This window comes from Ruicaihuangia caeni (assembly GCF_029952955.1).
GTDB lineage: Bacteria > Actinomycetota > Actinomycetes > Actinomycetales > Microbacteriaceae > Ruicaihuangia > Ruicaihuangia caeni.
Window position 1 is genome coordinate 202,233 of sequence record NZ_JASATX010000004.1, and the last position, 21,178, is coordinate 223,410.

At 68.9% G+C, this 21,178-nt stretch carries 16 protein-coding genes; 8 read left to right on the top strand and 8 right to left on the bottom strand.

Annotated features, from left to right (window positions below):
* Window positions 1–66: 66 nt before the first annotated feature.
* Window positions 67–1,329: a non-homologous end joining protein Ku gene (ku, locus tag QF206_RS10735; RefSeq protein WP_281489223.1), complete on the bottom strand. Its 1,263-nt coding sequence runs from the start codon at window positions 1,327–1,329 to the stop codon at window positions 67–69.
* A gap of 76 nt (window positions 1,330–1,405) precedes the next feature.
* Between ku and QF206_RS10740 the strand changes: the two genes are divergently transcribed.
* Window positions 1,406–3,991 carry an ATP-dependent DNA ligase gene (locus QF206_RS10740; RefSeq protein ID WP_281489224.1) on the top strand — a complete coding sequence of 862 codons (2,586 nt, stop codon included), beginning with the start codon at window positions 1,406–1,408 and terminating at the stop codon, window positions 3,989–3,991.
* A gap of 84 nt (window positions 3,992–4,075) precedes the next feature.
* On the opposite strand, the gene QF206_RS10745 is transcribed toward QF206_RS10740, so the two are convergent.
* Entirely contained in the window at window positions 4,076–4,933 is an 858-nt protein-coding gene (locus QF206_RS10745; protein ID WP_281489225.1) for an RDD family protein, read from the bottom strand.
* Between the two features lie 16 nt (window positions 4,934–4,949).
* Between QF206_RS10745 and QF206_RS10750 the strand changes: the two genes are divergently transcribed.
* Entirely contained in the window at window positions 4,950–5,945 is a 996-nt protein-coding gene (locus QF206_RS10750) for a stage II sporulation protein M (protein WP_281489226.1), read from the top strand.
* Window positions 5,946–5,972: 27 nt separating this feature from the next.
* Here QF206_RS10750 and QF206_RS10755 read toward each other — a convergent pair whose 3' ends face one another.
* From QF206_RS10755 to QF206_RS10775, 5 genes are read right to left on the bottom strand one after another with little or no spacing between them, the layout of a single operon-like run.
* Window positions 5,973–7,283 (bottom strand): DUF58 domain-containing protein, encoded by a 1,311-nt coding sequence (locus QF206_RS10755; protein ID WP_281489227.1) that lies wholly within the window; start codon window positions 7,281–7,283, stop codon window positions 5,973–5,975.
* A gap of 55 nt (window positions 7,284–7,338) precedes the next feature.
* Window positions 7,339–8,310, bottom strand: coding sequence for an AAA family ATPase (locus tag QF206_RS10760; RefSeq protein WP_281489228.1), 972 nt, complete (start codon window positions 8,308–8,310; stop codon window positions 7,339–7,341).
* The gene (locus QF206_RS10765) at window positions 8,303–9,634 is read right to left on the bottom strand and encodes a DUF4350 domain-containing protein (protein WP_281489229.1); all 1,332 of its coding nucleotides are present in this window, start codon (window positions 9,632–9,634) and stop codon (window positions 8,303–8,305) included. The genes QF206_RS10760 and QF206_RS10765 overlap by 8 nt, the downstream gene beginning before the upstream one ends.
* Window positions 9,631–10,266 carry a DUF4129 domain-containing protein gene (locus QF206_RS10770; RefSeq protein WP_281489230.1) on the bottom strand — a complete coding sequence of 212 codons (636 nt, stop codon included), beginning with the start codon at window positions 10,264–10,266 and terminating at the stop codon, window positions 9,631–9,633. The genes QF206_RS10765 and QF206_RS10770 overlap by 4 nt, the downstream gene beginning before the upstream one ends.
* Window positions 10,266–11,414 (bottom strand): hypothetical protein, encoded by a 1,149-nt coding sequence (locus QF206_RS10775; RefSeq protein ID WP_281489231.1) that lies wholly within the window; start codon window positions 11,412–11,414, stop codon window positions 10,266–10,268. The genes QF206_RS10770 and QF206_RS10775 overlap by 1 nt, the downstream gene beginning before the upstream one ends.
* Window positions 11,415–11,833: 419 nt before the next feature.
* Here QF206_RS10775 and mtrA point away from each other — a divergent pair, with 419 nt between their 5' ends.
* The 6 genes from mtrA to secA all read left to right on the top strand — a co-directional run bounded on the left by mtrA (window position 11,834) and on the right by secA (window position 20,560).
* Window positions 11,834–12,514 carry an MtrAB system response regulator MtrA gene (gene mtrA, locus QF206_RS10780; RefSeq protein ID WP_281489232.1) on the top strand — a complete coding sequence of 227 codons (681 nt, stop codon included), beginning with the start codon at window positions 11,834–11,836 and terminating at the stop codon, window positions 12,512–12,514.
* Window positions 12,515–12,518: 4 nt separating this feature from the next.
* Window positions 12,519–14,252: an MtrAB system histidine kinase MtrB gene (gene mtrB, locus QF206_RS10785; protein ID WP_281489233.1), complete on the top strand. Its 1,734-nt coding sequence runs from the start codon at window positions 12,519–12,521 to the stop codon at window positions 14,250–14,252.
* Window positions 14,249–15,937: an LpqB family beta-propeller domain-containing protein gene (locus QF206_RS10790; RefSeq protein WP_281489234.1), complete on the top strand. Its 1,689-nt coding sequence runs from the start codon at window positions 14,249–14,251 to the stop codon at window positions 15,935–15,937. Before mtrB ends, QF206_RS10790 begins: the two co-directional genes overlap by 4 nt.
* A 126-nt stretch (window positions 15,938–16,063) precedes the next feature.
* The gene (locus QF206_RS10795) at window positions 16,064–16,852 is read left to right on the top strand and encodes a ComF family protein (RefSeq protein ID WP_281489235.1); all 789 of its coding nucleotides are present in this window, start codon (window positions 16,064–16,066) and stop codon (window positions 16,850–16,852) included.
* A gap of 49 nt (window positions 16,853–16,901) precedes the next feature.
* Window positions 16,902–17,570 (top strand): ribosome hibernation-promoting factor, HPF/YfiA family, encoded by a 669-nt coding sequence (gene hpf, locus QF206_RS10800; RefSeq protein ID WP_281489236.1) that lies wholly within the window; start codon window positions 16,902–16,904, stop codon window positions 17,568–17,570.
* Window positions 17,571–17,740: 170 nt separating this feature from the next.
* Entirely contained in the window at window positions 17,741–20,560 is a 2,820-nt protein-coding gene (secA, locus tag QF206_RS10805; protein ID WP_281489237.1) for a preprotein translocase subunit SecA, read from the top strand.
* Window positions 20,561–20,616: 56 nt separating this feature from the next.
* On the opposite strand, the gene QF206_RS10810 is transcribed toward secA, so the two are convergent.
* The gene (locus tag QF206_RS10810; RefSeq protein ID WP_281489238.1) at window positions 20,617–21,072 is read right to left on the bottom strand and encodes an Rv3235 family protein; all 456 of its coding nucleotides are present in this window, start codon (window positions 21,070–21,072) and stop codon (window positions 20,617–20,619) included.
* Window positions 21,073–21,178 lie beyond the last annotated feature (106 nt).

Here is a 21,178-nt window from a genome sequence, read left to right on the forward strand (position 1 = left end):
CGCCGGCCCTGAATCGTTCCGGCTCCTTTTTCGACACCTCCTCGGATGCTGGAAGTCCGGCCCTGATCAGCTCGCCTTCCGCTTCTTCGGCGCCGTCGTCTTCGGTGCGGTGGCCTTCGCCGCCGTGGTCTTCGCGCCGGTCGCCTTCCGCGCGGCCGGTCGCTTCGCTGCAGGCTTGGCCGTGCTCTTGGATGACGCCGTGCTCTTGGATGACGGTGTGGTCTTGGATGACGCCGTGGTCTTGCGGGAGGTCGTGGACTTCGCAGCCGATGCGGCCGTCTTGCGTCCGCCGCTGCTCTTGGTCGATGTGGTCGCCTTCTTCCCGCTCGCCGGGGTCTTCGGGCTTCCCGAGGATTCTGCCTCGTCGGCTTCTGTCGCTTTCGAAGCCGTTCGAGACGACTTCGATTCGGATGCCGTCTTGGCCTTGGTCGTCGACGCGCGCCGCTTGGCGGCCGGCTTCTCGGCGCCATCCCCGACGTCGGCAGTGTCACCCTCGTCGGACCCGACGTCCTCCCCGGCTGCTGCGCCGCCGGCATCCGCCCCGCCGCGCGCCTTGGCCACGCTGGCTCGCAGCGCCTGCATCAGGTCGATGACCTCGCCGCCGCCTTCCTCTTCTGGCGCCTCGCCGAATGTCGCCTCGGTGTCGATGGCGTCGCCCTGCTCGAGCTTCGCCTCGATCAGCGTGCGCAACTCCTGCTGGTACTCATCCACGAACTGGTCGGGCTCGAAGTCATCGGCGAATGACTCGACGAGCGCAGCCGAGAGCTCGAGCTCCTTGTCTGAGATGCGCACTTTCTGATCCAGCGCCGGAAAGCTCGCGTCACGCACTTCGTCGGCCCACAGCATCGTCTGGATCACCAGCACTCCCTCGCGCACCCGGAGCGCAGCGAGACGCGTCTTCTGCCGGAGCGCGAAGCGCACGATCGCGGTGCGGTCGGTCGACTCCAGCGTGCGGAGCAGCAACTGGTAGGCCTTCGGAGATGCCGAGTCGGGCTCGAGGAAATAGCTCTTGTCGAGCATGATCGGGTCGATCTGGTCGCTCGGCACGAACTCGACCACCTCGATCTCACGACTCCGCTCAGCCGGCAGCGCCGCCAGGTCCTTGTCGGTGAGCACGACCGTGCGCTCGCCATCGTCGTAGGCCTTGTCGATGTCCTGGTACTTCACGACCTGGTTGCACACTTCGCAGCGGCGCTGGAAGCGGATGCGGCCGCCATCGCGGTCGTGCACCATATGCAGCGACACGTCGTGGTCCTCAGTAGCGGCGTACAACTTCACCGGAACGTTCACGAGCCCGAACGTGAGCGCCCCTTTCCAGATGGCTCTCATGCACACAGTGTGCTCTGCCGGGCTCTTCATGCCACCTCTCGCAGCGCGCGCTTGCGCGTCCGGGTCACCATGTCCCATGGCCCGAACGAGCACACGCGCCGCGCGAAGTGCGCCGAGCGGGGGACGCGACGCTCAGGTCGTCGCGATCGGCGACCGCCGCCTCCGCTTGACCCATCTCGACAAGATCATCTATCCCGAGACGGGCACCACGAAGCGCGAAGTGCTCGAGTACTACACCGCCGTGGCGCCGTTCATGCTGCCGCACACCGCGTTCCGCCCCGCCACCCGCAAGCGCTGGGTCGACGGCGTCGGCACAGCATCCGCACCCTTGGAGCCCTTCTTCGAGAAGAACCTGCCCGACTCCACGCCGGCGTGGGTGCCGCGGGGCCATGTGCAGCACACCAGTCGGATGGCGCAGTATCCGCTCGTGAACGACCTCGCGACGCTCGTCTGGTGCGCCCAGCTCGGCGCGCTGGAACTGCACGTGCCGCAGTGGCAGCTCGACGAGACCGGCAAGCAGGGGAACCCCGACCGGCTGGTGCTCGACCTCGACCCGGGCGAGGGCGCGGGGTTGGCGGAGTGCAGCGAGGTGGCGCTGCTCGTGCGCGGCATCCTGCGGGGCATGGGACTCGACGCCCTGCCGGTGACGAGCGGCAGCAAGGGCATCCACCTGTACGCGCACGTGGACCGCAAGTACACCTCGGCGCAACTCAGCGATGTCGCCAAGGAGATCGCTCGCGCGCTCGAAGCGGACCACCGCGATCTCATCGTCAGCGATATGAAGAAGACGCTGCGGCGCGGCAAGGTGCTGATCGATTGGAGCCAGAACAACGCGAAGAAGACCACCATCGCGCCGTACTCGCTGCGAGGTCGGGCGCACCCCACCGTCGCGGCGCCTCGCAGTTGGAAGGAGATCGAGCAGCCGGGCCTCGAGCACCTCGACTTCCGCCAGGTGCTCGAGCGTCTCGACCGGCAGGGCGATCTGCTGCTCGGGCTCATCGACACTGAGACAGGGGAGCGGATGTCGCGTCCCGCCGCCGCCTCAGCGCTCGATGCGTACCGGGCCAAGCGCGATGCCAGCCGCACTCCAGAGCCCGTGCCGCCGCCGGGGCAAGCGGCCGTCTCGGGCACCACTGCCGCTGCGGCGGAGGGCCAGTTGTTCACCGCAGACGACGGCTCGCTCGTTCCTCCGCCCGCGGATGCCGCCGGACGCTTCGTGATCCAGGACCACTACGCGACCCGTCACCACCACGACTTCCGGCTCGAGCGCGATGGCGTGCTGGTGAGCTGGGCCGTGCCGAGGCTCACGCCCGAAGACCCGGCACGGAACCATCTCGCGGTGCAGACAGAGGATCACCCTCTCGAGTACGGCGACTTCGCCGGCACCATCCCCAAAGGCGAGTACGGAGCCGGCACTGTGACCATCTGGGACGCCGGCACCTACGAGCTCGAGAAGTGGCGAGACGATGAGGTGCTCGTCACTCTGCACGGTCGCGAAGGCGGGGGTGTCGGGGGCACCGCGCGATTCGCCCTGATTCGCACCAAGGGCGAGGGGGAGAAGAGCCAGTGGCTCATCCATCGCCGCAAGCCGGATGCCGGAGGCGCCGGCCGGCCCCGCTCCCGCGCCGCCTCGATCGTCGCACCCCGCCACGCCTCGAGCACCACCGAGCCGGTGGCCGCTTTGCGCACCGACCCGCACCGCTACAGCACGATGCTCGCGCTGGCCGGCACGCGAGCCGACCTTCGCGACGGCGACTGGTCGGTCGAGATGAAGTGGGACGGCATCCGGGCGCTCGTGACCGTCGACGGGGATGCGGTGACGCTGGTGAGCCGAAACGACCGCGATCTCACGTCGCAGTACCCCGAACTCGCCGCGATCGCGCAGGGCGTTCGGTCGTCGTCGGCCGTGATCGACGGCGAGATCGTGGCGCTCGACTCGCGCGGTCGGCCGAGCTTCGGCCGGTTGCAGCAGCGGATGAACCGGACGAAACCGGGCGAGATCCGCGCGGCAGCACGCGCCGTGCCCGTCCGCTTCTACGCCTTCGACCTGCTCGAGCGCGATGGGCTATCACTGGTCGGCCGCGATTACCGGGCACGACGGCAGGCTCTCGGCGAGACGATCACGCCCGTCGATGGCGTGCTCGATGTGCCGCCGGCCTTCGACGGCGATGTGGATGCCGCGCTCAATGCGGCGAGTGCGCTCGATCTCGAGGGTGTGGTCGCCAAGCGGGTCGGTTCCGACTACGAGCAGGGGCGACGGAGCGGCGCCTGGACGAAGATCAAGTTCCACAGCACTCAGGAGGTCGTCATCGGCGGCTGGCGACCGGGCCGAGGCGAGCGAAAGGGCAGCCTCGGCTCGCTGCTGGTGGCAGTGCCCGAGGGCGATGCCCTTCGCTATGCGGGCCGCGTCGGAACCGGATTCGATACCGCATCCCGCGCAGCGCTCCTACGGATGCTGGAGCCTCTGCAACGGAAGAAGCCCGCCATCGCCGGGGTTCCCGACGCCGACGCGGCCGACGCCGTGTGGGTGAGCCCGCAACTGGTCGGCGAGGTCAGCTTCACCGAGTGGACCGAGACGCGCCGGCTCCGGCATCCCGTGTGGCGCGGCCTCCGGGCCGACAAGCGTCCCGACCAGGTCGTCGAGGAGCGCGCGGGCATCTAGGTGTCGCGGGTCCGGGCCTGGGGCTCGTATTCGGCACGAGAGCTACCGTGCGAGCGCGACGAGTGTCGGTTTAGCGCGGTGCGCTCAGCCGCGTTCAGGGAAGCGGTGCGGCAACGCCTCGAGCGTCGGCGCGAGCTGCTCGAGCTGCCGTGTCTGCAGCCGGAGCGCTTCGGCCTCTCGTTCGCGGCGCAGGGCCGCGACGCCGGCGAGGAACAGCGCTGCGGGCACATGGGGCAAGGGCGAGACGAAGACGGATGCCTCGTGCGCGAGCTCGGCGCTCAACCGCTGCCGCGTCGTCTCAGTGAACCTCGGCGCTTGCGCAAGGAACGCAGCGATGCGCCTCGCGAGCGGATCGGGCAGGCGCGCGACATCGGCGGTGACCGCCCACGTCTGGAGCTCGACAGGCACGCCGTACACGGGCGGGTCGGTCTTCGGCAGGCGTTCGTGCTGGCTGTAGGTACCGGCGAGGAGGTCGCCGAGTCGCTTCGCTCGCGGGCTCAGCAGCCCGATCACTGCTGCACCGCCCCCGAGCGTGAGGAAGATCTCGAAGAGACCGACAAGGGCGCGGATGAACGCATGACGGAATCCGATGGCGCCGCCGTCGTCACGCACGATCCTGGCACCGACCGCGAGCTTGCCGAGCGAGCGCCCGCGGGTCGCCAACTCGACCACGAGTGGCACCACGACAGTGCACAGCACTACTCCGGCAAGCGCCAGCGCTGTCGTCATCGCCTGATCTACGCCGAGCCATGCGACCGCCTGGAACAGCAGCAGCATGAACACCAGCAGCCCGGCGGCGTAGGTGACGAAGTCGATGATCGCGCCGGCTGCGCGGAGCACGAAGCTCGTGGGACGGAGGTCGAGGCCAACCGCTTCGCCGGTGATGAGCTCATCGGCATCCGCCTCGTGCTGCACGACGAATCTCGGGTCGGGCGCAGCCATGCCATCATCTAATCAGATGGATCTCGAGGCATATTCCGCCGCGCATCGCGACGAGTGGCGCCGTTTGGGCGAGCTCGCTGCGAAGCGCCGCTTCACGGGCGCCGAGGCCGATGAGCTGATCGAGCGGTACCGCGCGGGGGCGAGCCAGCTCTCCGCGATGAAGACCTCGGCAGGACGGTCGGTGCAGGGCGACCGGCTGAGCCTCGTGCTGTCGCGGGCGCGCCTGCGCTTCACGGGGACAGGCACGAACGTGCTGCACCAGCTCACCGTGTTCTTCGCCGTGCAGTTGCCTGCTGCGCTGTACCGCGTGCGGTACACGACGCTCGCTGTCGCCGCCGCCACGACCGCGGTCGCGGCGCTGTACGCGGTGTGGATCGCCTCGAATCCGGAGGTGCTCGCGGGGCTCGGCCCGTACGAGCAGCTGCGCCGGTACGCCGAGCAGGAGTTCGTGGGCTACTACTCCGATCGCGCAGAGGCCTCGTTCGGCGCACAAGTGTGGACGAACAACGCGTTCATCGCAGCCCAATGCGTGGCGTTCGGCATCACGGGTGTCTGGGTGCCTGTCGTGCTGTTCCAGAATGCGCAGGGCCTGGGCACTGCGGCGGCGGTCATGCACGAGTTCGGCAGGCTCGACCACTTCTTCCTGTACATCTCGCCGCACGGGCAGCTCGAGCTGTACTCGGTCTTCGTCGCGGCGGCGGCAGGGCTGATGATCTTCTGGTCTTGGGTTGCTCCGGGCGCTCGCACGCGCTCGCAGGCGCTCGCCGAAGACGGCCGCGCCCTGTTCACGATCGTCATTGGCCTCATCCTCTCGCTGCTCGTCTCGGGCATCGTCGAGGGGTATGTGACGCGTCAGGACTGGCCCTGGCCGATCAAGATCGGCATCGGCGCGATCGCGCTCGCCGCGTTCCTCTGGTATCAGTGGGGCCTCGGACGTCGCGCCTTCCGCGCCGGCCAGACCGGAGACCTCGAGGCGTTCGAGGCCGGGGCGCGCCGCATCGTCGCCGCCTGAACCGCAGCGAGCACAGCAAGCGCCCGCCTAGAGGCGCCCTGCGGCCTTCAGCGCTAGGTACCGGTCCGCGACGGCGGGCGGCAACTCGCTCGGTGCACCGAGCACGACCTCGCCGCCCAGCCTGTTGATCGCGGCCGCGACGCGCCCTGCATCGAGCAGCGAGCGCTCGGCAGCAGCCGCACGGTACACCTCACGGGCGTCTCCGCGCTGCCGGGCGGCCTCCACTTCGGCCGGGTCGCTGACCGAGGCGACCATCACCAGGTGCTTCTCAGTGAGTTGTGGCAGCACTGACAGAAGACTCCGCGACGAGCCGACTCCGTCGATCGTGGTGAGCAGCACGACCAAGGCGCGCTGGGTGGTCACCGAGCGGACGATGCCGGGCACCGCCGCCCAATCGGTCTCGATGAGCTCCGGCTCGACCGGTGTCATCGCCTCGACCATGCGCGCCAGCAGTTCAGCGCCTGTTGCGCCCTGCACGCGCCCTCGCACGCGCCGGTCGACCATGACGAGATCGACGCGATCGCCTGCGTGGGAGGCCAGCGCCCCGAGCAGCAGCGACGACTCGAAGGCGGTGTCGATGCGCGGCTCGTCGCCCACCCGTGCGGCCGAAAGACGACCCGTGTCGACGACGATCACCACTCGCCGGTCGCGCTCGGGTCGCCAGGTTCGCACGACCAGCTTCTGCGCACCGGTCGGATCGGTGCGCCGGGCGGTCGCGCGCCAGTCGATCGAGCGCACATCGTCGCCTCGCACGTACTCGCGCAGACTGTCGAACTCGGTGCCCTGTCCCCGGATCATCACGCTGGTGCGGCCGTCGAGCTCGCGAAGCCTTGCCAGGCGCGAGGGCAGATGCTTGCGAGACGCGAAGGGCGGGAGCACGCGCAGCGCACCGGTCACCGCGACGGTCGCCTGGCGGGCGGCGAGCCGGAGCGGTCCGAAGGAGCGAACGGTCACGTGCTCAGCGCGGCGTTCGCCTCGACGGAACGGACGCAATTGCGTCTCGACTGCGCGCCGCTCTCCAGCGGGCACAGTGATGCGATGCCGTGTGCGCAGCGCTCCGGCCGACGGCTGCCAAGCGTCACGCACCACGCCGCGCAGCGTGCGCCGTGCGGGGTTCGTGATGAGCAAGCGGGCCGTCACCGATTCGCCGAGCCTCGTGCGAGCCGGCAGCTCTCGCTCGAACCGTAGGGCACGGGGCGATGCCGCGAGCAGCAGGTCGATCGCAATGAGCACGACCACCCCCAGCAGCCACCACCAGAGCACCACCGGTGCGTCGAGCAGCACGACCGGCACGATGCCCGCCGCCACCAGCAGCACGAGCCAGCCGCTCACGGCCACGGGTGCTCACCCCCGCGAGGAGTTGGCGCGAGAAGCGCCGCGGCATCCGTCGTCATCAGATGGGCACCTGCACCTGCTGCATGATCGAGCGCAGGATGCTGTCGGCCGAAACGCCCTCGAGCTCTGCTTCGGGCCGCAGCTGTAGCCGGTGCCGCAGCACTGGGAGCACCATGGCCTGCACGTGGTCTGGGGTGATCGCATCGAAGCCCTGCAGCCAGGCCCACGCTTTCGAAGCCGCGAGCAGCGCGGTCGTGCCGCGCGGGCTCACTCCGAGCTTGACCGAGGGCGACTGGCGGGTCGCCCGCGCGAGGTCGACCGCGTACGCCAGCACATCGCCGCTTGCCGCCACGCGAGCGACCGAAGCACGCGCGGCGATGAGTTCCTCAGCGCCCAGCACCGGCTGCACGCCGGCTGCGGCGAGGTCGCGCGGGTTGAAGCCCGACGAGTGCCGCAGCAGCACCTCGACCTCGGCGTCGCGCGCAGGCAGGTCGAGCACGAGTTTCAGCAGGAAGCGGTCGAGCTGGGCTTCGGGCAGGGTGTACGTGCCCTCGTACTCGACCGGGTTCTGGGTGGCCGCGACCATGAACGGCACCGGCAGTCTGCGCGTGCGGCCATCGACGGAGACCTGGCGCTCCTCCATGGCCTCCAGCAAGGCCGACTGCGTCTTCGGTGGTGTGCGGTTGATCTCGTCGGCGAGCAGGATGTTGGTGAACACCGGCCCTTCACGGAACTCGAACTCGCCCGATTTCGCGTCGTACACGAGCGACCCCGTCACATCGCCCGGCATGAGGTCGGGCGTGAACTGCACGCGCTTGGTGTCGAGGTGCATGGTGTGGCTCAGCGTCCGCACGAGCAGCGTCTTCGCCACGCCGGGAACCCCCTCAAGCAGCACGTGCCCATCGGCGAGCAGCGCGATGATGAGCCCGGTGACGGCGCCGTCCTGGCCCACAACGGCCTTCGACACCTCGGCGCGCACGCGGCTGAACGCCGAACGGAGCTCGTGGTCGCGGTCAGTGGGTTCAGCCATGGTCCGGAGTGTTCCTTTCATCGGGAGCGTGGCGCTCATCGAACGAGCCATCATTCCGCGCGTTGCGGCGGGCCTTGCCGGTCGGAGAAGTGGATGCGCCGGAAGACCGCGCGACGGGGGAGCCATGACCGGATGCCGGGCTTCCGCGTTCGGCACGGGGCCCGCCGAGCGCGCGCTCGACAGCATCCTCGAGGCGAAGCAGTTCGTCGGAGAGCCGCACCAGCTCGGCATCGTTGCCCGGCACGCTGTCGACGAGCGCTGCGCGCACGTGTGCGATCGGCCGGCCGGCGATGGCGGCGACCGCTGCGGCGACCTCGTCGACGGTCGCGGTGCGCGGGAGCCCGCAACGGCGCGCGAGCCGCTCGATGGTGGCGATGCGCAGCGAGTCGATGGCGTGCAGCCGGGTGGCGTTCCGCTCGTAGAGCCGAGCGCGCCCCTCCGTCACTTCGCCGGAGGGCACGACGACCGGCAGTTGCTCGACCACAAGCGGCCCCAGCCGCCGACCCCGCCAGAACGCGGCAGCGATACCGACCGCGAGAAGGGCGATCGAGATGACCGACACCCAGTGCGGCAGGTAGGCGGTGATAGGGGCATCGGATGCCGGGAGGTCAGCGGGGCCGGGCACGTACCAGACCAGTGTCGGCCGCTCGCCGAGGAGCGTCAGTGCGAGGGCCGCGTTCCCTTCGGCCGCGACGAGCTCGTTCGTCAACGCCGCCGTCGCGCCCAGGACGGTGACGCTGCGATCACGCTCGGCCAGCTCGACGAGGGAGAAGATGTCGTCGCCGCTGCCGAAGCATGCGGTGGCGTTCGCGTCAGCGTCGATCACGCGGTACCCCTGGCCGTCGCCGGTGACGGTCCCGGCATTCAGAGCCGCACGCAGCGAGCATTCGGCGTCAAGCGGGCCCTCCACCGAACCGGCGAGCGCAAGTGCGGGCGCCAGGGCGTCGAGCGCGGCGAAATCGGGCTCGAGCAGCACCAGGCGATCACCAAGCTGGGCGAGCTCCTGCAGACGGTCGCCCTCGAGGATGCCGCGCACGTCGTGGACGAGCAGTGTCGACCCGCCGGAGCGGCTGCCGTCGAGGGTGTCGCGCACCTCGGCGAGCGACTCCGCTTCGACGACCTCGATGCCGTTGTCCCTCAGCACCTCGGTCACGGCACGGGCGCCGGCCGGAGCGGCGCTCGAGGGAGCGAGGCGCTCGCTCTCGGCGCTCGAGCCGGCCATCGCCATCATCAGCAGCCCGATCAGGACCACGAAGGTCGCCGCAGCGACCCAGAACACCGTTCGCCGCGCGACTGTGCGGGCGGCTGGAGTGAGCACCGTCATGCGTGCAGCACCTCGCTCGCGCGGCGCTGACGCAGTCGCGTGTCGAGGGCCGTCATCCGCTCATAGGTCTCGCGAGTGCCCGGCTCGCCGAGATACCGCACCCGGTCGAAGGCTGAGGCGGCCGCTGCCAGTTCGTCCCGCTCATCGACGAACACGGCGCTCGCCCGGCGTGCGAATTCGGTGGCTGTGGTGCCGGGGAGCACCTGCACGAGCGTGCGTTCCACGAGACCGCGCGCAATCGCGCGGAATGATTCCGCGATGGCTTCGTCCCAGCGCTCTGCGCCCGCGGCGAGCTGGGCGGCGCGGCGCAGCTCTGCGGCATCCCGCGTGTCGTCGTCGCCGAAGAGCTCAATGGTCGCGGCGCTGCGCTTGTTGAGGCGTGGCAAGCCGTACACGAGGAACGCGACGAGAAGGCCGATCGCGATCAGGCCGCCGATCACGGCGAGAGCCAGAACGGGCGGCCCCTCACCCCCGCCGAGTTCGAGCGACGTGAGCCACTCCCAGAACGCTTGCGACAGCCGGTCCCACCAAGTCGGCTGTGCGGCCTGGTACGCCGGGTCGGCGAGTTCGCGCAGCACCCACTCGCGCGCTTCATCTGCGCTCGGGTCGAGCGGCGCCTCGGTGAGCCTCATCACGCCTGAGCTGACCAGCCCGGCTCGGCTCCCCGCGCCGTCGAACCTGGCAGCAGAGGGTCGCGCGCGTCGGCCCCTGGCTGGTGGCGCGCCTCGACGAACCGCTGCAGCTCGAGATCGAGACCTTCCTTGCGCATGCGCAGGTCGATGTAGATCAGGCTCGCGGTCGCCGCTTGCACCACCAGGGCCACGGCGGCGACGACGAGCGACACGGCAATGAGCAGCAGGTACACCACGAGCCCGGTAACGACTGCCGACGTCTCATTGTCATCGAGGGAGAAGAGCGGAGTCACCATGCCGAGCAGCAGGCTCATCGGTGTCGTCACGATCTGCGAGGCGACATTCAGGATGACGGCGACCAGCAGCAGGATGCCGAAGCTCCGCCAGAAATGCCCGGAGACGAGCGTCCACGAGCGGGCGACGGCCTCGCGCAGCGGGAGGCGTTCGATCATCAGCGCGCTCGGCACCAGGGCGAGCTTGGTGCCGAGCCAGGCACCGATGGCGAGCGCGCCGAGCACCGCGAAGATGCTCAGGACGACAGCGATGGCGATCCCGACCGCGCCGCCCACCGCGAAGCCGAGGCCGACGACCGCGGCCACGACGATGCCGATCGCGATGAGCACGGCCAGCGTGACGAGCAGCGTCCAGCCCACCAGCGCCCCAAGCCGGCCGCGCGCCGATCGCCACAGCCCGCGGAACCGCAGCTTCTCCCCGACGGCACCGCGCGCGACCTCGAGCGCGATGATGCCCTGCATGAGCCCGGCTGCGACGACCGAGAGCAGCAGGGGCACGGCCGCCGACACCAGGATGGCTGCGACTCCGCCCGCGGCGACCGCATCGGCATCCGCACCGCTCGCCATGCTGGTGCGCCAGACCACCAGCGCCGTCACCCCTCCCATCAGCACAACGGTCAGCACGATGACGATCGCCTGCCACAGCAGGGAGACGCCGAACGTCGGCTTCGGGTTGCGCCGCAGCACCTGGAACGACGCTCCGAGAACGTCACCGAGCGAGAGCGGTCGCAACGGGATCAAGCCTGGCTTCGGCGGGGGCGTCCAGCCGGTGGCCTGCGGTGCCCCGTACGGCTGGCCGCCCGGTGCCCCATAGGCGGGCGCTCCATACGGCGGCGCGCCGTAGGCAGGCGGCACTTGTGCGCCAAATGAAGGCGCGCTCCCGGAAGGGGAACCGTAGGGCTGCTCGCCCGGCGTGGGATATCCGGAGCCCTCTGCGCGAGCGCCGTATCGAGGTGGGTCTTGGTTGAGCTGCTCGGAAGGCGTCGCCGGGCTGGTCGGTGCCGGGTTCGCCGACGCGGAATCGGCTGCCGCTGAGTTCTCCGGGCCGGTGCCCTCAGGCGCCTGCCACTGCTGGTCTTCGCTCACGAACCGTGCCCCCGCATCTCATGAATCTCGAACGTGAAGACGCCGCGTTCCGGCCGTGTCACGCGACAGCGTGCTGCTCCGCTGCGACCCGCCGCGAGCACCGGGAATCCGCGGTTCTCTGGCCTTCGCCTTCATGGTTTCACACTCGGCTACGCTTGTGCGAAAACCTGGTCTCGAGGGAAGTTCTGATGAACGCGCGCATTCTGGTGGTCGACGACGACGTCGCGCTCGCCGAGATGATCGGCATCGTGCTGCGCACCGAGGGATTCGACCCGCAGTTCTCCTCTGATGGCGCTGCGGCCCTCGACGCGTTCCGCAGGTCCAAGCCCGACCTCGTGCTGCTCGACCTCATGCTGCCGGGGCTCGACGGCATCGAGGTATGCCGGCTCATCCGGGCCGAGAGCGGCGTGCCGATCATCATGCTCACCGCCAAGAGCGACACCACCGACGTGGTGAAAGGTCTTGAGAGCGGCGCCGACGACTACGTCGTGAAGCCCTTCAACCCCAAGGAACTGGTCGCGCGAATCCGCACGCGCCTGCGCCCGGCATCCGAGCCCAGTGCCGAACTGCTGCACATCGGAGACCTCACCCTCGACGTGCCTGGCCACGAGGTGCGTCGGGGCGACACCCGCATCAACCTCACCCCGCTCGAGTTCGAACTGCTGCTGGCGCTCGCGATGAAGCCCAACCAGGTGTTCACGCGCGAGATGCTGCTCGAGCAGGTGTGGGGATACCACTACAAGGCCGACACCCGGCTGGTGAACGTGCACGTGCAACGCCTGCGCGCGAAGATCGAGGAAGACCCCGACAACCCGCGCATCGTCACAACCGTGCGCGGCGTCGGCTACCGCGCCGGCAACGGCGACTGAGCTCATGGCCCGCTCACGACCGAGCGGTCTGCGGCCTTGGCTCGAGTGGCGAGCGCTGCGAGACCGTGCGGTGCAGTGGTGGCGCACCTCGCTGCAGTTCCGCACCGTCACCGTCACGGTGGCGCTCTCGACCGCTGCGGTGAGCGTGATCCTCGGAACCATGTCGTTGTCGATCGGCGTGAACCTCTTCGAGTCGCAGCGCGACCAGATCCTGCTGGAGTCCAGCCGGGCGGCGGCGCAGGTGCAGCAGATCTTCGACGGAGCCTCGGCCTCGGATCAGCTCACGACGAGTGAGCTCGACCTGCTGCGGAACGGCGCTCAGGCGGCGATCGCTCGCACCACGTCGAGCGCAAGCGGGACCCGGTTCGCGCTCGAACGCAGCCCCAGGCAGGCGGGCACGCTGAACAACATGCAGGGCGTCGCGAGCACGGATCTCGACATCCGCATCATCGGCAGCACGCTTCGGGATGCCGTCGCCGCATCCGACGATGCGCTCTACTACCAGTCCGTAGCCCTTCGAACGCCCGAGAGCGAGGTGCCCGGGCTCGTCGTCGGCGCCCCGATCGATGTGCCCACCGCCGGACGCTACGAGCTGTACCTCGTGTACAACCTCGAGGGGGTGCAGCGCACCCTGACGTTCGCGCAGCAGACGCTGCTCGTGGGCGGCATCGCGCTCGTCGCGATGATCGGCGCGATCGCGTTCGTGGTGGCGAGGTTCGTCGCGGGCCCGATCCGGCTCGTCGCCGAGACGAGTCGGAAGCTCGCCGCGGGCCAGCTGGAGGAACGCATCCCCGACCGTGGTGAGGATGACATCGCCACGCTGGCACGTTCGTTCAACGCGATGGCCGACAGCATGCAGTGGCAGATCACCCGGCTGGGGGAGCTGTCGCGTGTGCAGCAGCGTTTCGTCTCCGATGTGTCGCACGAACTGCGCACGCCGCTCACGACCATCCGGCTCGCCGGCGATGTGCTCTTCGACGAGCGCGAGAGCTTCAGCCCGACCACTGCGCGTGCGGCGGAGCTCATGCATGCCCAGGTGCAGCGCTTCGAGCTGCTGCTGGCCGACCTCCTCGAGATGAGCCGCTTTGACGCGGGTGTGGCAAACCTCGATACCGAGCGCACCAATATCGTGCGCCTGGTCGAAGACGCTGTGGAGGCGGTACGACCCCTCGCGGACAGCAAGGGCTCAGCGGTTCGGGTGGTGCCCCTCGGCGGATATGTCGAACTGGATGTCGACCCGCGCCGCATCCGCCGCATCATGCAGAATCTGCTCGGCAATGCGATCGACCATGGCGAGGGCAGACCGATCATGGTCTACGTCGACAGCAATCAGCACGCGGTGGCGATCGCCGTGCGGGACTTCGGCATCGGCATGAGCGAGGAGCAGGTCGCGCGCGTGTTTGACCGCTTCTGGCGCGCCGATCCGTCGCGACAGCGCACCACGGGCGGCACCGGCCTCGGGCTCGCCATCGCACTGGAGGACGCCGCACTCCATGGCGGTGCGCTCGATGTGTGGTCGGAGCCCGAAGAGGGCACCTGCTTCAGGCTCACGCTGCCAAGGCGGAGCGACGTCGAGGTCGCCCTGGTGGAATCACCGCTCTATCTGCCGCCGCCCACCGATTCTGCGCTCGACGAAGTGCTCGAGCACGCCCTGCGGCAACGGGCCGAGGAGGAGCAGGATCAGCGACGGCACATCGCTCAGGCGCCGTCGCGCCCTGCGGGTGAGGAGTCCGAGTGAAGCGAAGGACACTGCGCCGCGTCGCGATCGCGGCATCCGCCATGGTCGTCGCAGCGACGCTGCTCACAGGGTGCGTGGCGATCCCCACCTCGAGTGGCGTGGTCGAGGGAGGCTCGATCGCCGAGGAAGACGCCCCCGCCTCGGTGCTGCTGCCGCAAGGGCCCGAAGCGGGCGCCGAACCGCTGGGCATCCTGCAGGGGTTCCTGCGCGCGGGCACCGGACCGCAGAGCGACTACTCCGTCGCTCGTGAGTTCCTCACCGATGAGTTCCGTGACCGATGGAACCCGAGGGCCGGCACAACGGTGGCCCAGCAGGGAGCCGAGAGCTTCATTGACGTGGGCGAGCGCGTGATCGAGTACCGGGTGGTGCCGCAGGCGACAGTCGATGCCTGGGGGCGCTACACCGAGAGCGAATCAACCGGGCCGCAGCTCATGCAGTTCACCTTCGAACGGGTGCGGGGGGAGTGGCGCATCAGCGACGCGCCCGACGGCACGGTGTTGACAGCGTCGGCGTTCCCGCTGATCTTCAAGCCCTATACGCTGCAGTTCTTCGACCCGACGTTCCGCTTCCTCGTGCCCGACGAGCGGTGGTTCCCCTCGACGGCGCTCTCATCGCTGAGTCGTCGGATCGCCGAGGCGCTCCTGGAAGGCCCATCGGAGTGGCTCGCCGCAGCGGTCGTGACAGAGTTCCCGAACGGCACCCGGCTCGGACCAGACGGCGTGCGCATCGAGTCGAATCGCGCGATCGTCGATCTCAGCGCCGAGGCGACCGAGGCGGATGCCGATCGACTGCAGCGCATGCATCAGCAGTTGCAGGCCAGCCTGGCGGACGTCACATCGGTCACCAGCGTCGCGCTCTCGGTCAACCAGACCGAGGTGGTGCTGCCCGAGATGAACGGTCAGCAGGCGGTCGCAGAGCCGGAGGTCGACCCCCGCTCGGTGGTCCTCACGGAAGACGGATTCGGATATCTGCAACAGGGAGAGCTCGCGCCGCTGCCGGGGCTCAGCGAGCAGGTGACGCAGTTGCGCCCCGACGCGATCAGCTTCTCGTCCGCGCTGGGGCTCGCCGCGGTGCGCACTCCGGCGGGTGTCTACGCTGTGCAGTCGGGAGGCTCGCGCCTCATCGACGAGCGGCCGGAGCTCGTCGCACCCGCGCTCGACAGTCTCGGGTTCGTCTGGTCAGCGCAGGCGCGCGACCCCTCGAGCCTGGTCGCGATCGGATCGGATGGGGTGCAGCACCCACTCGCCTCCCCGCTGCCTGCGCGGGGCGTGCTGCGAGGTATGGAAGTGGCTCGCGATGACACTCGCATGCTGTTCCTGTTCGAGATCGACGGACGGAGTCGGCTGCTGACCGGCGCGATCGTGCGCGATGGCGGTGTGCCGATCGCCATCGGCGCACTGAGACCGATCGTGACAAGTGAGACTTCGATCGTGTCGGCGACGTGGAGCGACCAGGTGCACATCGCAACGCTCGATCGGGCGGAAGCCGACTACCGGGTGACCTTGCACACGGTCGGTGGCATGAGCGAGCCCCTGGGCAGGATTCCGGGCGGCACGAGCATTGTCGGCGGCAACGGACCCGATGGGCTGCGGGTGCTCGGGCCGGAGGGTGTGGTGTACCAGGGCCGAGGCACGGGATGGCAGAGCACCTCAGTCACTGCACTGGTCCTCGCCCACCGTCGCTAAGCAGGGCTCGCCCAGCCAGACACGCGAAGTGCGGCGGGCCCCTCAACATGGCCGGCCCGGTCGCGGATGGAGGGCGATCCTCGCGGTCGCCAGTGGGGCATCGATCGCCGGACGGATGCTGGCTGAATGACGATCGCGTCCCTCCGTGAGACCGCGCTCGACGTGTTGCACATCGTCGCGCCGGTCGAGTGCGTGGGGTGCAGGAGACCGGGGCGAGGCGTGTGCGCGGAGTGTCGCGCGGCACTGGTACCCCGACCGGTTGTGCGCTCCCTCGCCGACGGCACTCCCGTTGCGGCAGCGCTCCGCTACGAGGGAGTCGTCAGGCGCGCGCTGCTGGCGTTCAAGGAGCAGGGGCGCACGGATGCCGCCGGCCCCCTCGCGCTCGCCTTGCACGCCGCGGTGACCACGGTGGTCTGCACCGCCGCAGCTGACGCTGCCCAGGCCTCCCTCGTCAACAGCCTCTCGACTGACACGCGCGCCGCGAGCGCCAGGCCGCAGCTCGCGGCGGTACCCGTGCCGTCATCCCATGCCGCATGGCGCCGCCGCGGCTACGAGCCCGCGGCCCTGCTGCTGCGGAGGGCCGGAGCGCGCCCGCTGAGGGCGCTGGTGAGCACGAGAGGCGCGGTGCAGAAGGGACTCTCGCTCGGTGAACGCGCGTTGAATCGCACGGGGAGCATGCGCAGCATCCGCTCGCTCGCCGGACGTCGCGTCGTGGTCGTGGACGACGTGCTCACCACCGGCGCGACGCTGATGGATGCCTGCCGCGCGGTGCGCGAGGCGGGGGGCGAACCGATCGCTGCGGCCGTGCTCGCGTGGACGCCCCGGCGCATCGGATTGCCTGCTGCGGAAACGCCGAGCGCCGATGACAACCCACCCGCCCCGGACTACGGTGGCGTGAAAGGCGCGCGAACATGACCGCCTGGCCAGCCGGGCGGCTCGCGCACACTCGCTCAAGGAGGTCGCCGTGGACATCACCATCACCGGACGCAATCTCGACATCACGGACCGATTCCGTGACTATGCGACGGAGAAGGCCGAACGGGTGTCGAAGCTCGCCGACCGGCCGATCGCCTTCGAGATAAAGGTCACTAGGCACAGCGAACCGCGCGGCGCGCAGGGCAGCGACAAGGTGGAGCTCATGCTCGTCGGCCCGGGCCCGCTTGTGCGCGCGGAGTCGGCGGCATCCGACAAGTACGCAGCGTTCGACATCGCCCTCGACAAGCTGACCGAGCGCCTCCGCGGCGTGAAGGACCGCCGCAAGATCCACCGCGGCAACCACCGACCGGTCTCGCTCGCCGAAGCGGCGGCATCCGGCTTCAGTGGCGTGGGCATCCAGCCCGCCGACGCGGAGCTGATCGAGAAGGTCGCGACCGGCTCGACCCCGGTCGTCGGCGAGCAGCGTGATGAGGATGCCGCCGAGTCGCCAGTCGTGATCCGCCAGAAGGTGTTCCCGGCAACGCGGATGAGCGCCGAAGAGGCGGTCGACCACATGGAGCTCGTCGGGCACGACTTCTTCTTGTTCGTCGACGCGGAGAGCGATCGGCCGAGCGTCGTCTACCGGCGCAAGGGCTGGGCATACGGTGTCATCAGCCTGGGTGACGAGGAACCGGTGGCGCGCGCAGTCTCCTCGTGACCGTGTCCCGCGTCGTCGCGGGACGCCATCCGGATGCCCGGGTGGTAATGGGGCCAAGGATGCCGCTGGGTAGGCTTGCTACGATAACCCGCCGATGCCGGTGCGCTCGTTCGCGCCGGCACCGGTGAGGCGTGCAGCACTGCGCGCACGACGACCAATGGGAGCAGCCGGTGGCAAACCTTCTCGAGAAAGTCCTCCGTGTCGGCGAGGGCCGCACGCTGCGGCGGCTCAAGGCGTACGCGCAGGCGATCAACGAACTCGAAGAGGACTTCGAGGCGCTCACCGACGATGAGCTGCGCAATGAGACCGCTGAGTTGCGTCAGCGGTACGGCAATGGCGAGTCGCTCGACGATCTGCTGCCAGAAGCCTTTGCTGCCGTTCGTGAAGCGTCGAAGCGCACGCTCGGTCTGCGTCACTTCGATGTGCAGCTCATGGGTGGCGCGGCACTGCATCTGGGCAACATCGCCGAGATGAAGACCGGTGAGGGCAAGACCCTCGTCGCGACGACCGCCGCCTATCTCAATGCGATCGCTTCACGCGGCGTCCACATCGTCACGGTCAACGACTACCTGGCGAGCTATCAGTCCGAGCTCATGGGCCGGGTGTTCCGGGCGCTCGGCATGACGACCGGCTGCATCCTGTCGGGCCAGACGCCCGAGGTGCGTCGCGAGCAGTACGCGTGCGACATCACCTACGGCACGAACAACGAGTTCGGCTTCGACTACTTGCGCGACAACATGGCCTGGCAGACGAGCGACATGGTGCAGCGCGGCCATTACTTCGCCATCGTCGACGAGGTCGACTCGATCTTGATAGACGAGGCTCGCACCCCGCTCATCATCTCCGGGCCCGCGTCGGGCGAGGCCAACCGATGGTTCACCGAGTTCGCGAACATCGCCAAGCGCATGACTCCGGGCGTCGACTTCGAGGTCGATGAGAAGAAGCGCACCGTCGGCGTGCTCGAACCGGGTATCGAGAAGGTCGAGGACTACCTCGGCATCGACAATCTGTACGAGTCCGCGAACACCCCGCTGATCTCGTTCCTCAACAACTCGATCAAGGCTCGCGCGCTCTTCAAGCGCGACAAGGACTACGTCGTGATGAACGGCGAGGTCCTCATCGTCGATGAGCACACGGGCCGCATCCTCGCCGGACGCCGGTACAACGAGGGCATCCACCAGGCGATCGAGGCCAAGGAAGGCGTCGCCGTCAAGGCCGAGAACCAGACGCTCGCGACGGTCACGCTGCAGAACTACTTCCGGCTCTACCAGAAGCTCTCCGGCATGACCGGAACCGCCGAGACCGAGGCGGCCGAGTTCATGTCGACCTACAAGCTCGGCGTGGTCCCGATCCCGACCAACAAGCCGATGCAGCGCATCGACCAGCCCGACCTCGTGTACAAGAACGAGCAGGCGAAGTTCACGCAGGTCGTCGAAGACATCGCGAAGCGGCATGAGAAGGGCCAGCCGGTGCTCGTCGGCACGACGAGTGTCGAGAAGAGCGAGTACCTCTCGCGGATGCTGGCGAAGCGCGGCGTGAAGCACGAGGTGCTGAACGCGAAGAACCACGCCCGTGAGGCCGCGATCATCGCGCAGGCAGGCCGTGCAGGAGCCGTCACGGTCGCCACCAATATGGCCGGTCGCGGTACCGACATCATGCTCGGCGGGAACGCGGAGTTCCTGGCCGTGCAGCGCATGCAGCAGAAGGGCCTCAGCCCCAGCGAGACCCCTGAGGAATACGAGGCGGAGTGGGACGCCGTCTTCGAGCAGGTCAAGGCCGAGGTCGCGAAGGAGGCCGAGAAGGTCATCGACGCCGGCGGCCTTTACGTGCTCGGCACCGAGCGCCATGAGTCGCGCCGCATCGACAACCAGCTTCGCGGACGCGCCGGTCGACAGGGCGACCCCGGCGAGAGCCGTTTCTACCTCTCGCTGCAAGACGACCTCATGCGCCTGTTCAACGCCGGTGCCGCCGAGGCACTCATGGGTCGGAGCAGCGTTCCCGACGATCTCGCCATCGAGTCGAAGGTCGTCAGCCGGGCGATCCAGAGCGCACAGTCGCAGGTCGAGTCGCGGAACGCCGAGATCCGCAAGAACGTGCTCAAGTACGACGATGTGCTCAACCGACAGCGCGAGGCGATCTACAGCGATCGCCGGCACATCCTCGAGGGCGATGACCTCCACGACCGTGTGCAGACCTTCATCGAGCAGGCCATCACCGAGATCGTCGAGCAGCACACGGCTGAGGGCCACAGCGACGACTGGGACCTCGAGACGTTGTGGACCGAGCTGAAGCAGCTCTATCCGATCTCGATCACGATCGATGAGGTGCTCACCGAGGCGGGCACACGCGGCAAGCTGAGTGCCCAGTTCCTTGCGCAGGAGATCATCTCCGATGCGAAGATCGCGTATCAGCGTCGTGAGGAGAGCCTCTCCTCGGAGGCCATGCGAGAACTCGAGCGCCGTGTGGTGCTGAGCGTCGTCGACCGCCGCTGGCGTGACCACCTCTATGAGATGGACTACCTCAAGGACGGCATCGGCCTCCGGGCCATGGCACAGCGCGACCCGCTCGTCGAGTACCAGCGCGAGGGGTTCGCGCTCTTCCAGAACATGATGGGCCAGATCCGCGAGGAGAGCGTCGGCTTCCTGTTCAACCTCGAGGTGCAGGTCACGAGCGAGCACGGCGAAGCGCATGTCGCAGCGAAGGGGCTCGGCGTTCCGCAGACGCCCACCGAGCGGCTCAGCTACTCGGCCCCCAGCTCTGACAACACCAACGAGGTCGAAGTTCGGAACCAGCGCGGGCAAGTGCAAGCGGCTGAGACGCGTCGTCTCCAGCAGCAGGCCGCTGCGTTGCGGCGTGCGGCGGCGCAGGCCCAGCAGCCGGCGGCAGCGCCGACTCGCGGTGCGTTCGGGCAGGTCGAGCAGGACGCCGACGCGGCACCTGCCGCGCCCCTGAACCGCGCCCAGCGTCGCGCCCAGGACAAGCGCCGCTGACTCCAGCCGGGCAGGGTCCCCTCGGAGGGTGGGCCCGGCTCGGGTTCAGGCCGCGGCTAGAGCACGTGGATGGCGGTGGCGCGCCACCGGCGATCCAGCCCCTCGAGGCGGATCGCGATGGCCCGCGCTCGAGCTCGGCCGTTCGCGATGACAACCGCTTCGACGATGCCGTCTGCCGGGTGCCTGATAATCGGCGCGCCCAGCGAGAACGCCGGTCTCGTGGGCACGATGCCCTTGGCCTGCCGCGCTCGCGAGGCGGTCACCACGCGCTTGAGCAGGTGCCGGTACACCTGGTCGGTGACCCAGCGCGCGACCTGTTCGAGATCGCGGGCCCCGGCGAGGATCTCGAGCACGCACCTGGCGAGATTCATCACCAGAGGCTCAGGATCGGGAAGTGCCGCCGTGACGGTGCGCTGGAAACCGAACCGGTCTTCGTCGCTCTGACGGATCGTGATCCGCCTCGTGGGCGCGACCGACGTCGCTGAAGCCGATTGAGAAGCGGCACCTGGCATGCTCTTCCTCCGTCCGAGAGCGGCGCCCCTCCTCGGGCGCCCCGGCCTCGACCACATCAGTTGAGGATCTCTCGCGTCCAGAGTGTTCGTTACTTGTGGATAACTC

Excerpts from the sequence above, each read along its gene's own strand:
- QF206_RS10770 (WP_281489230.1), bottom strand. The coding sequence starts at position 10,266 with ATGAGGCTCACCGAGGCGCCGCTCGACCCGAGCGCAGATGAAGCGCGC.
- QF206_RS10810 (WP_281489238.1), bottom strand. The coding sequence starts at position 21,072 with ATGCCAGGTGCCGCTTCTCAATCGGCTTCAGCGACGTCGGTCGCGCCC.
- mtrB (WP_281489233.1), top strand. The coding sequence starts at position 12,519 with ATGGCCCGCTCACGACCGAGCGGTCTGCGGCCTTGGCTCGAGTGGCGA.
- QF206_RS10765 (WP_281489229.1), bottom strand. The coding sequence starts at position 9,634 with ATGACGGTGCTCACTCCAGCCGCCCGCACAGTCGCGCGGCGAACGGTG.
- QF206_RS10740 (WP_281489224.1), top strand. The coding sequence starts at position 1,406 with ATGGCCCGAACGAGCACACGCGCCGCGCGAAGTGCGCCGAGCGGGGGA.
- QF206_RS10745 (WP_281489225.1), bottom strand. The coding sequence starts at position 4,933 with ATGGCTGCGCCCGACCCGAGATTCGTCGTGCAGCACGAGGCGGATGCC.
- QF206_RS10760 (WP_281489228.1), bottom strand. The coding sequence starts at position 8,310 with ATGGCTGAACCCACTGACCGCGACCACGAGCTCCGTTCGGCGTTCAGC.
- QF206_RS10750 (WP_281489226.1), top strand. The coding sequence starts at position 4,950 with ATGGATCTCGAGGCATATTCCGCCGCGCATCGCGACGAGTGGCGCCGT.
- mtrA (WP_281489232.1), top strand. The coding sequence starts at position 11,834 with ATGAACGCGCGCATTCTGGTGGTCGACGACGACGTCGCGCTCGCCGAG.
- QF206_RS10795 (WP_281489235.1), top strand. The coding sequence starts at position 16,064 with ATGACGATCGCGTCCCTCCGTGAGACCGCGCTCGACGTGTTGCACATC.
- ku (WP_281489223.1), bottom strand. The coding sequence starts at position 1,329 with ATGAGAGCCATCTGGAAAGGGGCGCTCACGTTCGGGCTCGTGAACGTT.